The organism is Sorangium sp. So ce834 (assembly GCF_051521425.1).
GTDB lineage: Bacteria > Myxococcota_A > Polyangia > Polyangiales > Polyangiaceae > Sorangium > Sorangium cellulosum_D.
The window spans coordinates 5,294,586-5,310,235 of the sequence record NZ_CP150351.1 but is presented as its reverse complement, the minus strand read 5'-3'; the positions used below and the strand labels follow the sequence as shown (position 1 = coordinate 5,310,235).

Annotated in this window: 8 protein-coding genes; 2 read left to right on the top strand and 6 right to left on the bottom strand. The window is 73.8% G+C overall.

Features of this window, described 5'->3' with window-relative positions; genetic code table 11:
* Positions 1-56: 56 nt before the first annotated feature.
* The gene (locus WMF20_RS19060) at positions 57-1,994 is read left to right on the top strand and encodes a TrkH family potassium uptake protein (RefSeq protein WP_437615579.1); all 1,938 of its coding nucleotides are present in this window, start codon (positions 57-59) and stop codon (positions 1,992-1,994) included.
* 58 nt (positions 1,995-2,052) lie between these two features.
* Here the strand turns inward: WMF20_RS19060 and WMF20_RS19055 are convergent, their stop codons facing one another.
* Both WMF20_RS19055 and WMF20_RS19050 read right to left on the bottom strand, forming a co-directional pair.
* Positions 2,053-2,388: a DUF6968 family protein gene (locus WMF20_RS19055; RefSeq protein ID WP_437615577.1), complete on the bottom strand. Its 336-nt coding sequence runs from the start codon at positions 2,386-2,388 to the stop codon at positions 2,053-2,055.
* A 19-nt stretch (positions 2,389-2,407) separates the two neighbouring features.
* Complete coding sequence (locus tag WMF20_RS19050; RefSeq protein ID WP_437615575.1) at positions 2,408-2,689, bottom strand: hypothetical protein; 282 nt, start codon at positions 2,687-2,689, stop codon at positions 2,408-2,410.
* 951 nt (positions 2,690-3,640) lie between these two features.
* Here WMF20_RS19050 and WMF20_RS19045 point away from each other — a divergent pair.
* Entirely contained in the window at positions 3,641-4,150 is a 510-nt protein-coding gene (locus WMF20_RS19045) for a GNAT family N-acetyltransferase (RefSeq protein ID WP_437615573.1), read from the top strand.
* An 87-nt stretch (positions 4,151-4,237) separates the two neighbouring features.
* Here WMF20_RS19045 and WMF20_RS19040 read toward each other — a convergent pair whose 3' ends face one another.
* The 4 genes from WMF20_RS19040 to WMF20_RS19025 all read right to left on the bottom strand — a co-directional run bounded on the left by WMF20_RS19040 (position 4,238) and on the right by WMF20_RS19025 (position 15,635).
* Positions 4,238-5,521: a hypothetical protein gene (locus WMF20_RS19040; RefSeq protein ID WP_437615571.1), complete on the bottom strand. Its 1,284-nt coding sequence runs from the start codon at positions 5,519-5,521 to the stop codon at positions 4,238-4,240.
* A 264-nt stretch (positions 5,522-5,785) separates the two neighbouring features.
* Entirely contained in the window at positions 5,786-6,754 is a 969-nt protein-coding gene (locus WMF20_RS19035; RefSeq protein ID WP_165374653.1) for an aldo/keto reductase family protein, read from the bottom strand.
* Positions 6,755-6,813: 59 nt separating this feature from the next.
* Positions 6,814-8,424, bottom strand: a complete 1,611-nt coding sequence (locus WMF20_RS19030; protein ID WP_437615569.1) for an MBL fold metallo-hydrolase — start codon at positions 8,422-8,424, stop codon at positions 6,814-6,816.
* Entirely contained in the window at positions 8,421-15,635 is a 7,215-nt protein-coding gene (locus WMF20_RS19025; RefSeq protein ID WP_437615567.1) for an amino acid adenylation domain-containing protein, read from the bottom strand. Before WMF20_RS19025 ends, WMF20_RS19030 begins: the two co-directional genes overlap by 4 nt.
* Between the last annotated feature and the right edge of the window lie 15 nt (positions 15,636-15,650).

The window sequence follows — 15,650 nt, the reverse complement described above, 5'->3', positions numbered from 1 at the left end:
CGGGCGCGTGGACCGCCCTGGACGGCGGCTTGACACCGCCGGTCGCGGCGGCGTGAATGCGGCGCGTGGATCCATCGCCGAGCCCGTCGTCGCGACCGAGCGCGCCGCGCGCCGCGCCGTCCGGCGCCCCTGCCCCGCAGCGGCCGACGGTCACCTCGATGCTCGCGCAGCCCGCGCCGGGGGTCGCCGCGACGGGCGCCGTCTCGATCGCGCCCCGGAAGCAGGCCGCGTGGACGCGGCCGACGCCCCTGCTGGTCGGCAGCGCCGCCCTCCTCGGGGTCGACCTCGCCCTGGCGATCACGCCGCGGGCGTCGGCCGCGCTGACCGCGCTGGAGACGCTGCTCGTGCCCGCGTGGGTCGCGGCCGTGGTCTCGCTGGAGCGCCTGCGCAAGGCGCTCGCCGGCGCCAGGGTCGAGGCCCGCAGGCCCCGGCTCGCGCTGTTCCTGCTCGCGTTCGTCCTGCTGCTCGCGTGCCTCGGCGAGAAGTGGCTCCTCGTGCTCGGGCAGCCGGTCGAGGCTCCGGGGCACCGGGGCGTCGCGCTCTACCGCACGTACACGGTGCTCGCGTTCCTCGTGGCGCTCGGGGGCCTCCTCGGGCGCCGGCCGCTCGAGCGGCTCCTCGCCGCGGCCGCGGAGCACCCGGCCCGGCTCATGATGATGTCGTTCGCGGTCGCCACGCTGCTCGGCAGCTTCCTGCTCACCTTGCCGCAGTCGCTCCGGGACATCGCGCACGCCTCGTTCATCGACGGGCTGTTCATGTCCGCGAGCGCGGTGTGCGTGACCGGGCTCGCCGTGCACAACGTCGCCGCGACGTACACGCCGTTCGGCCAGGCGGTCCTGCTCCTCCTGGTCCAGGTCGGCGGGCTCGGGATCATGGTCCTGTCGACGTTCTTCGCCATCGTGGCCGGCAGGCGGCTCCGGCTCCGCGACGCGGCGGTGATGGCCGAGATGATCGACGCCGATTCGTTCGCCCGGCTCCGCCGCAACGTCGCCGCGATCGTCCTGTTCACGCTCGTCATCGAGGCGGTGGGCGCGCTCGCGTTGCTGTTCAGCTTCCTGCCCCACCACCAGATCGCCTCCGGGCCGGTCCCCGGCGAGCCGCTCTCGGGCGCCGGCGATCACCTCTGGGCGGCCGTGTTCCATTCGGTCAGCGCGTTCTGCAACGCGGGCTTCTCGCTGTTCGGCGGGGGGCTGGTCCCGCTGGTCGGCTCGCCTGCGGTCTCCGCGGTGGTGGCGGCGCTGGTGATCCTGGGCAGCCTGGGCTTTCCGGTGCACGACGAGCTCCTGAGCCGGATCCGGCTGCGGCTCCGCGGCGAGCGGCCTCCGCGGCTGTCGTTGCACAGCCGGGTCGTGCTGCTCGCGACGGCGGCGCTGCTCGTGGTCGGGGCGGTGGGTTACCTGCTGCTCGAGGGGCGCCGGTCGATGGCCGGCCTGTCGTGGCCGGTGAAGGTGATGGCGAGCATCTTCCAGTCGGCGATGACGCGGTCGGCGGGCCTGAACACGGTCGACTACAGCCTCATGGGCCCGGCGACCTGGATGCTCGCGTGCATCCTGATGTTCATCGGCGGCGGTCCGGGCTCGACCGCGGGCGGGGTCAAGCTCACGACGTTCGCCGCGCTGCTCGCGACGCTGCGCGCCGAGCTGCGCGGCGAGGAGGCGCCGCGCCTGCTCGGGCGGACGCTGCCGGCGGCCACCGTGCGCCGGGCCCTGGGGGTCGCGTTCCTCAGCGTGGTGCTCGTCGCGGGGCTCCTCTTGGTCCTGCTCGTCCTGGAGCCGCACGACCCGATGGGCCTCGCGCTGGAGGCGGTCAGCGCGTTCGCCACGGCCGGGCTGTCGGCGAACATCACGCCTTCGCTGAGCGCGCCGGGGAAGCTGATCATCACGGTGGCGATGTTCATCGGGCGCATCGGGCCGCTGACCTTGGCGCTGGCGCTGGCGAACCAGGCGAGGGCGCGGAGCTATCGGCTGCCGGAGGAGCGCGTGGGGATCGGGTGAGCGGGGGGCGGGGCGAGCGGGGGGCGAGTGAGTGGCCCGAGCACCAGCGACGTCAGCGTCAAGCCGGGATGGCCGCTGCAGGAGATGCCCCGAACCCGAGGTCGTCCTCCCCGAGCCATGTCAACCTGGCGCCAGGTGGGGCAAGGGCATTCAGGATTTGCGGCACGAGCCAGCACCCCGCGAGGAACGCCTGGAGCTCGTCGACGCCATGTACATGGCGAGAGTACAGTTCATCGAATCCCCCGATCTCAACGAGCACCCGGAAATCCCCGCCCGTGACGGGATCGCGCTCTGGCAACGCGATACGAACGACGATGTCGCAGACGACGTCCGACCCCCCAAGGGCCATCTGGAGCGTGCGTATCAGAACTCTTGGAGACATGTGCATATCCATGGGGTCGCTCAGCCAAGGCTCATGATTCCGGAGGAAGAATGGGCGGTTCCAGCGTTCCTCCGCCCGCAAGCTCCACCTTGTCCGTCACCATCCGCTTGATGAACCGCCCGGCATGCTCAATTGCGGCCGCCCAGTCCACTTGTTTCAGGCGCACACTATCATCATACTTGAACCCAAGCACGTCAACGGCGACGGACCACGTGAAGCCATCTGGATCAGGGCGCACGTCGCAGATCCGGAGGGTGATGGTTCGAGGCGGGCTCCCATCTGCGGGCGTAAATACCGTAACGAGCTCAAGCATTGGCCCTCCTAGCAGCCTCGACCGCATTCCCTAAGACACGAGGCGTATTCGTCGTTGCACTTTTTGCGACAGGTCTGAGTACGGTCATTCTTATTACAGTCTTCGTGACATCCCCAAATCTCCAAACAGGCCCGGCGGTAACCATCGCCATCAGATCGCCGTGAAGCACACGGCTGCTCCCGCCAGCCCAATCCACATTGGCGCTCACGGACGCCCCAAAACGCTCGGAGAAGTACAAGTCGGCCTGGGCGTGGCCGCCCGAAGCTACCCCCACCACCCGGTTGCAGACCGTGGCTCCACATACCGGCATCGAATAAATCGACAAGGAAGGACCCAGACTGACATTGCCGGTCCTCCAGGCGTGCACGAGCGTGACTGCGGTTCGATCGCAGGCCCCCACGCGCGCCCCTGGAACGACGCTGAACATGTTGTGGACTTCGAGCAGGAGCTCTTTCTCCTGGCGCCAGAGCAAGCCGACGAAAGGACTCAGCGCCAGCCTGGGACCGGTCCCGATCTGGATCCCGCCCACGCTCACGCCGCCGCTGAGCTCGAAAGCGGCCACCGAGGTTGGAGCGGCGACGAGCGTACACAAAGAGCCGCACACCGCGAGCGCGCGCGCCATCACCCTCCGTCCGTGCCCCATGCCTCCCCCCGGCTCGGATGGTTCTCCCAATCGAAAGGCGGCGTCAACGGTAATCCAGGCCGCAATTATGTCCTCGGCGTCATCACGTAGGCAGCTTGAGCGCGGCGGGGCCGTGGCGAGGGTTCCTACCCCGCGCTCGCGGGCATCGGCCCGGGCTCGTTCGGCATCGCGGAACCCCGCGCGCGACGTCAGGGCGGAGCGGGCGCCGCTGATCGCAAGCGATGCCGGCCAGGCCGCGCCGATCGGGTATCTCAGGCAGGCCGATCAGGCTACGCTCCAGCCATCGCCACGCCATGACATCAGCGTTCGTGCGACCAGCCATCGAGTCCGATCTCCCTCGCTTCCCCGAGATCGAGCGCTCGGCCAGCGAGGCGTTCCGGGGGACGGACCTCAACCTCGACGCCCTCGCGAGCGTCACGCCGGCGGACGGCTGGCGGGATGCGCTCCGGGCAGGGACGCTCTGGGTCGTCGACGATGGCGCCGGCGCGCCCATCGCGTTCCTGGGCGCCGAGGCGATCGGCGACGAGCTTCACATCCGCGAGCTCGACGTGGCGCTCGAACGCCAGGGCCAGGGGCTCGGCCGGCGCCTGCTCGGTCACGTCATCGCGTGGGCGCGGAGCGCGAAGCTCCAGGCGATCACCTTGACCACGTTCCGGACCGTCCCCTGGAATGGGCCGTTCTACGCCACCATGGGCTTTCGCGAGCTGTCGCCCGCCGAGACGCCGGCGCGGCTCGCGGCGATCCTGAAGAACGAGGCGCGTCAAGGCCTCGACCCGGCGCAGCGCTGCGCCATGCGGCTCGATCTCGGCGCGACATGACGGCCCGCGGCCCGCGCCGACTCCCCGCGCGCAGCGGCGCGCACGACCAGCGGTCGCCCTCGAGCACGTCAGCGCGGCGCCCGGAGATCACTCGTCCGACAGATACGCGACCATGAAGCACATCTCCTGATTCGTCCCTTCCCCCCAGGGCACGTCCTGCGGCGGGAGCTGGAACTGCCCCTCGCTCTCGGCCGCGTTGTCCCAGGTGCACTCGGCCACGAACCGATCTCCCGTCCCCCAGCGCAGCGGCTCGTCGAACATGTAGAGCGCCTGGTGGTGGAACTCGAACTCGCCGCGCGCCGCGCACTCCTCCTCACCGCCGTCGCGCTCGACCCAGGCCCGGTACGAGCGGCCGAGCAGGTGCATGTGCGGCAACAGGCCGTAGACGAGCCGCGGCGGGCCCTCGTTCTGCGTGCTGCTCCGCTCGGTGTGCCCCTCGGCGCCGGCGGGGATCGTGAAGGGCACCGGGCCGAAGACATCCATGGTGACCTCGGCGCGGGGCGGCTCGCGCGAGAGCTCCAATCGGTATCCCGATCGATCGCGGGCGCTCGTGCCCCGGCGCCCGAAATAATGCATCTGCAGGACGAGCTGCTCGCCCGGCTCGACGCGGACCCCGGCGCCCTCCGGCAGCCGCGTCACCCCGACGCCGGGCGCCCAGCTGTGGAGGAGCTGCCAGTCGAGCTCGATGACCGGATCGCGGCACGGGAAAGCGCGCGTCCCCGGCGGGACGCCGTATCCGACGCCCGCGTCGCCCGCGAGATCCCGATACACGGCCATGTGGTGCACCACCGCGGGATCGCCGACCATCGCCTCGAACGCCGTGATCCAGGCCGGCTCCGTGAAGGGGTTGTCGATGATCGCGCAGAAATACTCGTTGCCGTCGTCGTCGAGCGTGACGTCGTGCGCCTCGGGCATCTCGAGCGTGGCGTCGGGCTCCTCGATGGTGTCCTTCGCGCGCTGCGGCGGGGGCGCATCGGCCGGATCGCCGAGCGGCGCGCCGTCGCGCGCCCACGCTTCGAAGCGGGAGCGCTCCTCGACGGTGAGGCTCATCCGCTCCGCGCCCTCGTAGCTGCGGCAGCTCGGATCCAGCACCGGCGGCGGCATGTCCCCGTCGCTCACGCGGAGGGCCATGAGCTTCGCAAGCCGCTGCGCCGTCGCGGCGTCCGTCAGCGCCACCCCGCCGACGCCCGCGCCGTCGTGGCAGGAGGCGCACGAGCGCTCCACGAGCGGCTGGATGTCCCGATACCACGTCACCTCCGACCCCGACGGCGAGGGTGCTCGCTCGTCGTCCCCGCAGCCGGTCACTCCCATCACCCCGAGCACGAGCGCCGCCGCGCCCCGCGCGCTGCGCACGGTCTTGCACCACGTCATCGCACACCTCCGCTCTGCACGGCCGAACCAGGAGCCGCGGCTCTCCGGCAGACTCCCAACGATCAACCGTTTCAAACAATCGTTTAATATGCGCGCGAGGGCATGTCAAGGCCGGGGCCGACGGCGGCGCGCGGCGCGCAGCTTTCCAACGGAGCGAAGGGGTGCGGAGACCGGAGCCTGGCGGCGTCCGCGCGCGGGGGCAGCGAAGGTGGGCTCGGGAAGGTCAGCGCGAAGGCGCGCTCGCGAACGTCAGCGCGAAGGCGCTCAGGAACCGGCGTGCAGCGATGACAGCACGTCTTCGACGGCGCGCACCAGCGACGGATCGAGCGTCACGCCCGCGGCGCGCGCGTTCTCCTCGATCTGCTCGACCCGCGTCGCGCCGATGATCGCCGAGGCGACGCCCGGCTGGCGGAGGATCCACGCGATCGCGAGCTGCGCGAGCGTCAGGCCGGCCTCCGCGGCCAGCGGCCGGAGCCGCTGCACGATCTCGAGGACCCGCGGCTCCAGGAAACGACGGTACAGGAACGAGCCCGCCGGAGACGTGCCGCCGACGCTCGTCGCCCCCCGTGACTCGGGCGGCAGCGGCTTGCCCGGCAGGTACTTCCCCGTGAGCACGCCCTGCGAGAGCGGCGACCACACGATCTGCCCGATCCCGAGCTCCTCGCACAGCGGGATGACCTCGGCCTCCGGCGCGCGCCACAGCATCGAGTACTGCGGCTGGCTCGACACGAACCGCACGACGTTCGGGATCGCCGCCGCGGCGCGGATCTGCGCGGGCGTCCACTCGCTGAAGCCGATGTACCGGGCCTTGCCCTGCCTCACCACCTCCGTGAGCGCGGTCATCGTCTCCTCGAGCGGCGTGTCGGGGTCGAAGCGGTGACATTGATACAGATCCACGTAGTCCGTCCGGAGCCGCCGCAACGACGCGTCGATCTGCTTGTGGATCTGCGCCGCAGACAGCCCGCGATCCGTGTCGCTCATGGCGAAGAAGACCTTCGTCGCGATGACGTAGCTGTCGCGCGGGACCCCGCGGAGCGCCTCGCCCAGGAAGCTCTCACAAGCGCCGCGGCCGTACACGTTCGCCGTGTCGAGGAAGTTGATCCCGAGCTCGAACGCGCGGCGGATGCACGGGACGGCGCGCTCCCTCTCGACGTGCCAGCCGTACGTGAGCCACGAGCCGAGCCCGATCTCGGAGACCCGAAGGCCGCTCCTCCCGAGCTGGCGATACCTCATCCCCGTGCCCGCGCCGACCGCAGGCGGCGGCAGCGAGGCGGCCTCATCCGTCGCCACGATCACGGCTCCCCTCCCCCGCGGCCCACGCTGATCCGCTTGCAGCCATAGAGCCTCTCGGCGGTGATCCCCGCCTCGCGACACCGCGCGACGAGCTTGTCCGACTCGACGATGGGGCGCGACTCCGGCGTGTACTGCATCACCATGATATGCCCCATCCAGGGCTCCTGCCCCATCGCATAGACGTAAACCTGCTTCGGCCGGAACCGCTCGACGATCGGCCAGCCGCGCTCGAAATCCGAGCCCGTGAACCGGCGCGACTTGTCGTGCTTCCGCAGGAGCGGCTTCGTGAGCAGCGGGCCATAGAGCCAGCTCATCTGCGCGCCGTCGCACTCCATGCCGATGAAGAGGACGTCGGCGTCGCCGATCCGGTCGTGGATCCGGTCGTACAGCTTGGGATCCAGGTTGTTCGAGTCCGCGAGGAACAGCGCGGTGCGGCCGTCCATCGCGACCGCGAAGCCGGCCTTCGTCCGGATGTCCAGGTCGGCGTGCTCGCCGAGGAACGGAAGCGCCGTGATCCGGCCGCCCGGGATCGACAAGGACTCCATCGGCCCGAGCTCCAGCACGCGCGGAAAGCCGATCCGCTCGAGCGCGAGGCGCAAGGACGGGTCGACGCGGCAATCGCCCTTGCTCCGCGGGACGACGATGGTGCCAATCTTGTGGCGCAGATCGATCAGCGTCTCGAGCAGGCAATGGTCCTGGTGGTTGTGCGTCAGCACGACGTAATCGATCCGCTCGGGCAGATCGTCGTGCGTGAGGCGCTCGCCGGGGCCGCCGTGCTGGTAGGCGATGATCGGATCGAACAGGACGCTCGTCGACGCGCTCTCCATCAGCACGCACGCGTGGCCGTAATACGTGAGCCGCGGCTCGGAAGACCGGTAGTCCGGCCGGCGCGGCGGCGGCTCGGCCGAGAAGAAGCTGCGGAAGAGCGGCTCGTCGCCGGCGCTCACCCCGAGCCGCTCGCGGATCTCGCCGTACGATCCCGGGGTGTGGCGCATGCGGAAGAGCGCGTCGAGGTGCTCCGACGCGAACGGCACGTCGAGCATGAGCACGCCGGGGCGCGGGAGCCGCGGCGTGCTGAGCCCGTAGCCGCGGACGTCGCTCGCCGCGAGGGAGATGGCGAAGCTCTGCGCGGCCGGCTCGTAATACTCGCTGTCGTAGAAGAGCGGCTCGAAGTAGCGCACCGCCGGCTGGTCGTTCACGTCGTAGGTCAGCTCGACCATCCCCCGCAGCGGCGCGGGGATCTGCGCGTAGAGCGGCTCGAGCGACATGCCGTCGCCCCGCTCCGCCACGAGCCGGTCGAGCTCGTGAATGGCGTCCGCGAGCGAGAGGAGCCGGGCGCGCTCGCGGACCGTGCGGTCGGCGAGCGCGCGGACGGCCCCCGCCGCCTCGGCGCCGTGGCCGATGAACGGGCCGCCGGCGAGCGCGGGGTTGGTGAGCGCGGCGACGTGGATCTGCGGGTCCTCCGCGAAGGACTGCATGAGCTTCACGTGGCTGTTCGCGAGGAACATCGCCGCGCTCGGCGGCGGGATCAGGTAGATCCACGCATACCACTGGTTGAAGAGCGGCTCGGCGATGGCATTGGGCCTCAGATGGACTTCGTCGCTTCTCATGAATGCTCCACGCCTGGCCCGGGCACGGGCGCGCTGGGGGATGGATTGAGCCCTGTGTCGTGCAGTCGCGCCTCGATGGCGCGCGCGACCGCGGCGACGGCGGGCGCGCGCAGGACGCTCGCGTGGTCGGCCTCGACGTCGCGGACCTCGACGGCCCCGGCGAGGGCGCGCCACCGGCGCGCCGCCTCGGCGGGGTCGGCGAGGGTCGCGGTCGCGCGCAGCAGGAGGAGCGCGCCCGGGAAGCGCGCGCCCTCGTAGGCCGACGCCGCGCGGACGTGGGCCGCGTACACCGCGTACATCCGCTGGATCTGCTCGTCCGGCACGTCCTCGGGCAGGAGCGCGCTCGACCTCGCGCGCGCAAGCACGAGGCCGAGCCGACCGGACGGCTCGGTCGCGGCGAGGTCCGCGAACAGCGTCGGGCCGATCCCGAGGTCGGCGGCGAACCCGCCGACGGGCCCGAGGTCGGCGGCGAACCCGCCGACGAGCCCGAGGTCGGCCGCGAACCCGGCGACGAGCGCCCCCTCGTCGAGGGGCGGCGCGACGCCGGGCGGCCGGCTGTCGATCAAGGCGACGAGCGGGACGTCGCGCCCGGCATGGGCGAGCTGGCGCGCGAGCTCGAAGGCCAGCACGCCGCCGAGCGACCAGCCGCCGAGCAGCAGCCGCGCGCTCGGGCAGACCTGCTCGATCAGGGCGCGGTACGGCGCGACGATCGCCTCGACGGTGGGCGCGGCGGTGGGCGCGGCCTCGGCGGAGAGCCCCGGCGCGCGCAGCGCGTACACGCGCCGCCGGCCGCCGAGGCGGAAGGCGAGCTCGCGGTACATGTCCACGCCGCCGCCCGCGGCGTGGACCAAGAAGAGCGGCGCGGCGTCCGCGGGGCCGTCCTCGAGCAGCACCAGCGCGGTCGCCTCCGACGGGCGCCGCGCGCGGATCGCGGCGGCTAGGCCGTCGATCGTGGGCCGCGCGTAGAGCGCCGAGGCCTCCAGCGCGACGCCGAACCGGGCGCGCACGCGGAGCATCATCCGCATCGCCGAGAGCGAGTCGCCGCCGAGCTGGAAGAAGTCGGCGCGCGGGTCGATCGCGGGCCGGCCGAGCACGCCGCGCCAGATCGCCACGAGATCGCGCGCCACCGGGTCCTCGGGCTCGGCCGGCGCGATCTCGGCGGCGGCCGCCGCGGGCGCGGGCAGCGCGGCGCGGTCGACCTTGCCGCTCGGCATGCGCGGGATCGCGTCGAGCGCCACGAGCTCGCCCGGCACCATGTGCTCGGGCAGGCGCGCGGCGAGCGCGGCCGCCACCGACGCCGCGGTCGCGCCGGGGTCGAGGACCACGTACGCCACGAGGTGCGCCCCGCCCGCGGCCGCGTCCCGCCGGACCGCGCACGCGGCGCCGCGGACGCCCGGGGCCGCGAGGAGCGCCGCCTCGACCTCCTGGATCTCGATGCGGTAGCCGCGCACCTTGACCTGCCCGTCGCGGCGGCCGACGAACTCGATCTGCCCGTCCGGCAAGAGGCGGACGTCGTCGCCGCTCCGGTACATCCGCGCGCCCGGCGTGGAGGAGAACGGGTCGGGCACGAACCGTTCGGCGGTCAGCCCGGGCCGGTTCCAGTACCCGCGGGCCACCGCGACGCCGCCGATGCAGAGCTCGCCGATCGCGCCGGGCCGGATCAGGCGGAGATCCTCGTCGACCACGTAGCAGGACGCGTTCCCGATCGGGCGGCCGATCGGGACCACGTCCGACGCGCGGGCGCACGGCCACTGGGTCACGTCGATGGTGGTCTCGGTCGGGCCGTAGGTGTGCACGAGCTCGGTGGACGGGAGCACGGCGAAGCACCGGTCCCGCGTGCTCCGCGCCAGCGCCTCGCCGCCCGCGAAGACGCGCCGGAGCGTCGCCGCGCAGCGGCGCGCGTCGGGCTCCGCGAGGAAGTGATCGAGGAGCTGCGGCATGAACCACAGCTCGGTGACCTCCGCGGCGACGATGAGGCGCGCGAGCGCCATCGCGTCGCGCTGCACGCCCGGGGGGGCGATGACCATCGTCGCGCCGGCGACGAGCGGCGCGAACAGCTCCCAGAGCGAGATGTCGAAGCTCAGCGAGGTCCGGTGCAGGAACCGGTGCCCCTCGGCCAGGGGGAAGCGCCGCTGCCGCCAGAGCAGGTTGTTGCAGAGCTGCCGGTGCGGCACGACGACGCCCTTCGGCTGCCCGGTCGAGCCGGAGGTGTAGATGATGTACGCCGCGTCGTCCGGCGAGCGCCGATCCGGCGCCGCGCGGGGCGGCGCGGGGCGGCGCGGATCGCGCGCGAAGTCCGCGGCGACGACGGCCTCGACCCCGGTGCCCGCGACCTTCTCGGCGCCGCGGCGGTCGACCAGGACGACCGACGAGGCCGAGTCGCGGATCACGTAGGCGAGCCGCTCGGCGGGGTACTCGGGGTCGAGCGGCACGAACGCCGCGCCGGCGATCAGCACGCCGAGGACGCACACGACCGTGTCGACCGACCGGTCCATGCAGATCCCGACGTGGCCGTCGCGGCCGATCCCGCGGCGCGCGAGCTCGGCCGCGACGGCGGAGGCGCGGGCCCACAGGCCGGCGTAGGTGACGCGCTCGTCGCCGGCCCACACCGCGACGGCCTCCGGCGCCCTCCGCGCCTGCGCCTCGACGAGGGCCTCGATCCGCATCGGCCCCGGCCACTCGACGCGGACCGCGCCGTTCGAGAGGGCCAGCGCGCGCTGCTCGGCGGTGAGCAGATCGAGCTCGGCGTGGGCGCCCTCCGGCGCGCGCGCCATGGCGTCGAGGACGCGCCGGGTCGCGCCCGCGACGAGCTGCATGTCCTCGTCCGAGAAGAGCGACGCGTTGCCGCTGAACAGGATGGACAGGCCGCCGTCCGCCGGGCTGAGGCTGCACGCGACCGAGAGCGCGAGGGGCGTCTCGCCGACGTCGTGCTCGTCGAGGACCGTGAGCCCCGGGATCGAGAGCGCCGCGTCGTAGGCGTGGAAATGGGCGAAGTTGAAGAGGACGTCGAAGAGCGGCTCGCCGCCGTTCTCCCGGACGAGCCGCGCGAGCGGGTACCGGCGGTGCGCGTCCATCGCCCGCTCGGCCTCGTGGACCTGCCGGACGAGATCGCGAAAGCTCCCGCGCCCCAGCGCGACCCGGAACGGGACCGTGTTGAGGAACATCCCGACGGCGCGATCGCCGTCCTCGGACTCGGGGCGGCAGTTGACCACGAGCCCGGTGACCACGTCCCGGCGGCCGCACAGGTAGGCGAGCACGCGGAGGTGGGCGGTCAGGAGCAGGGTCTTGAGCGGGACCCCGAGCTCGGCGGCGAGCGCCGCGAGGCCCGCGTGGACCGGCGCCGCGACCCGCTCGCGCACGTTGCGGACCGGCGCCTCCTGCGGCCGGCCGCCAGTCGGGGCCGGCGCGGCGGCGACCGGCGCGAGCGCGGCGCCCTCGAGCGCCCGCCGCCAGTGATCCCGCGCCGCCTCCGACGCGAGCGCCTGCCGCTCGAGGGCGGCGCACTCGCGCTGCCCGACGCGCGGGGGCGGCGGGAGCGCCGGGACCTCCATCCCGAGCTCCCGCGCGTACAGCTGGAAGAGCTCGGTGACCATCTGGGCCGAGCTCCAGCCGTCGAGCAGCACGTGGTGCTGCGCCCGGGTGAACTGGAAGCTGCCCGGCCCGCGGCGATGGACCGAGATCCGGAGGAACGGGCCGCGCTGCAGGTCGAACCCGCCCGCGCGCGCCCGCTCGAGGTGCTCCGCGAGGGCGGCGGCCTGCGCGGCCTCGGTCAGGCCGGTCCAGTCGTGCAGCTCGACGGGGATCTCGGCCCCGGCGCGCACGATCTGCAGCGGCTCGCTGAAGCCGGTGAGATCCACGGTCGACCGGAGCGCCGGGTGGCGCCGCGCGAGCTCGCCGAGCGCGCGGCGGAAGGCGGCCTCGTCGAACGGCGCCCGCAGGTGGTAGCTCGCGACGTCGTGGTAAAAGACCGAACCCGGCTCGCCCAGGCTGTGCGCGAGCACGCCCAGCTGGAGCTCGGTGAGCGGGAAGGCGTCCTCGGCGTCGGCCGGCAGGCGCGCCCGGTCGGCGTCCTGGAGCTGCGCGAACGGCGCGAGGGGCGCAAGGCCGCCGGCGGCGCCGCGGCCGTGGGCGTCGAGCCACGCGGCGAGGGAGCGCACCGTCGGGTGATCGAAGAGCTGCGCCGGCGTGAAGTGGAGCCCGCGCCGGGCCGCCTGGGCCTGCACCCGGATGCTCCGGATGGAGTCGCCGCCGAGGGTGAAGAAGTTGTCGTCGACGCCGACGCGCTCGGCCCGGAGGACGAGCGACCAGATCTCCGCGAGCGCCCGCTCGGTCTCGGTCCGCGGCGCGACGCTGGCCGGGGCCGCGGGCGCGACCGGCGCCGGCAGGGCGCCGCGATCGACCTTGCCGTTCACCGTGCGCGGCAGGCGATCGAGCCGCACGAACGCCGACGGCACCATGTACGAGGGCAGGCTGGCCGCGATCCGCGCGCGCAGGTCGTCGTCCGAGGGGCCCCCCGGGTCCACGGCGAGGTAGGCGTAGAGCCGGGCGCCGTCGCCGTCGTCGCGCGCGACGACCACGGCCTCGCGCACCGCCGGGGAGCCCCCGATCACCGCCTCGATCTCGGCGGGCTCGACGCGGTAGCCGCGCACCTTCACCTGGTCGTCGACGCGCCCCATGAACTCGAGCGCGCCGTCCGCCCGGAAGCGCGCCCGGTCCCCGGTGCGGTACATCCGCGCGCCCGGCGCTCCCGCGAACGGATCGGGGCAGAAGCGCTCCGCGGTGAGATCCGGGCGGCGCGCGTAGCACCGCGCGACGCCGAGCCCGCCGACGTAGATCTCGCCCGCGGCGCCGAGCGGCGCCGGCCGGAGGTCGCGGTCGAGCACGTAGATCCGGGCGCTCTCCGCGGGGCGGCCGATCGGGACGCGGGCGGCCGCGGCGTCCTCGGGCAGGCACGCGCGCGCCGTGCACCACACGGTGGCCTCGGTCGGGCCGTACTCGTTCAGCAGCCGCGTCCCCGGGAGGCGCTCGATGTGCTTGCGCACGAGGGCCGGCACGCAGGCCTCGCCCGCGACGATCGCGAACCTGTGGAGCGCGAGCTCGGCCTGCGGGACGGCGTCGAGCAGCGCGCCCCACAGGTTCGGGTTGCAGTAGGTGACGGTGATCCGGTGCTCGCGGATGAGCCGCGCGATCGCGGCGGCGTCGCGCTGCGCGCCCTCCTCGGCGATCACGAGCGTGCCGCCCTCGCACAGCGTGTTGAAGATGGGCGCGACCGAGCTGTCGAACGCGAACGAGTAGAGCAGCAGGCAGCGCTCGGTCGGCTCGCCGAACAGCGCGCAGCGGGCGCGCATCGAGGCGTGGAGGTTCGCGTGCGTCACCTCGACGCCCTTCGGCTCGCCCGTGGAGCCCGAGGTGTAGATCACGTACGCGAGCGAGCCGGGCGCGGGCCCCGGCAACGCCGCGGGCGCCGCGTCGAGGGCCGCGTCGACGAGGAGCAGGTCGGCCGCCGGGGCGCGATCCGCGGTCGCCGCGTGCGCGACCACGACCTGCGTGGTCGCCTGCTCGAGGAGGAAGCGCCGGCGCGCCTCGGGGTAGCTCGGGTCGACGGGGACGTACGCCGCGCCGGCGCGCAGCACGCCCAGGATGCCGACGATCAGATCGATCGAGCGCTCGATCAGGACCACGACGCGTGACTCCGGGCCGACCCCGCGCGCCGCGAGCGCCGAGGCGACGGCGCGGGTGCGGGCCTCGAGCGCGCGGTAGGTGAGGCTCGCGCCGCCGGCCGTCACCGCGACGCGCTCCGGGCGCTCGGCCGCCCGCTCCAGGATCTCGTCGACGACGGTGCGCCCGGCGGCCGCGGGATCGCCCCCGCCGTCCCCCAGCGCGAGGAGCCGCCGGAGCTCGGCGGGCCCGACGAGATCGAGCCGCGCCACGGGGCGATCCGGCCCCCTGCTCGCCGACGCGATCAGCGTCGCGAGCCGCTCCGCGAACAGGTCGGCGAACGCGCCGCCGTACCGCGCCCCCGCGAAGCGCAGCGCGCACGCGAGCCGCGGCGCCTCGGGCGACCACGTGAAGCCGACGCGGATGCCGGCCGCGGGCTCGTCCACCTCGCACGCCGCGACGCGGGCCGTGACGCCCGCGCGCTCGGCCGGCGCCGGGGCGCGCTCGAAGCGGAACGCGACGCCCGCGGTCCCCTGCCCCTCCGCGGTCTCCTCGCCCTCGCGCGCCCCCAGGCACGCCTGCCACTGGGCGTGCTCCCGGAGGCGCGCGTGGACGTCCGCCGCGAGCGCGGCGAAGGTCGCGCCGGCGCCCACGGGCGCCGCGAAGGGCGCGAGCTGCGCGAACGGGCCGACCGCGCCCGCCAGGTCGGCGAGCTCGCGGCCGCCGAGCAGCACGTCGAGGCGCACCTCGCCGCGGCCGGTGTGACGGTCCACCGTCGCGGCGACGGCGGCGAGCAGCAGGGCTTCGAGCGACGCGCCGCGCTCGGCGGAGGCCCGCTCCAGGGCGGCGAGCGTCGCGGCGTCGACCTCGAAGGACCGGTCGAGCGCCCCCTCGGACGGGGGCTCCTCCAGGCCGGGCACGACCGACGCCTCGACCGACCGATGCCGCTGCCAGTGCGCGATCCCGGGGACGGCCTCGTCGGACGCCGCGAGCTCGGCCACCCAGTCGGCGTAATCGGCGTGCTGCACGGCGGGATCGAGCTCGTCGCGGGTGTGCCCGGCGCGCGTGGCTGCCAGGGCGCAGAGCTCGGTCGCCAGGTGCCCCGCGGTCTCGCGGTCGGCGCACAGGGCCGACGTCCGCAGGCCGATGACCCACCGAGCGACGCCCGCGCGCGCGATCGCCCACGTGGTCTCCGGGCCGCCGGCGGGGGGCGGCGGGAGCGCGGCCTTCGTGCGCGCGACAAGCGCGGGCTCGGTCTCGCCGTCGGCGAGCGGCGCGACGACGACGGGCGCCGGCGCCGCCTCGAGCACGACCTGCAGCGGGTGCGCCATGCCCGCGAGGCACGCGAACCGCGTCCGGAGGATCTCGTGCCGGCCGGCGAGATCCGCGATCACCGCGGCGGCGCCGCCCTCCCCGGAGATCCCGTCGACCACGAAGACGAAGCGCGCCTCCGGCGCCGTCCGCGCGGACGAGAGCCGCCTCTGCTGCGGCGAGAGCCGAAAGCCGCGAATGACCTGCTCGTCGGGCACCGGTGTCTGAATTTGCCTATCCATCGTATCCCCGGTCCA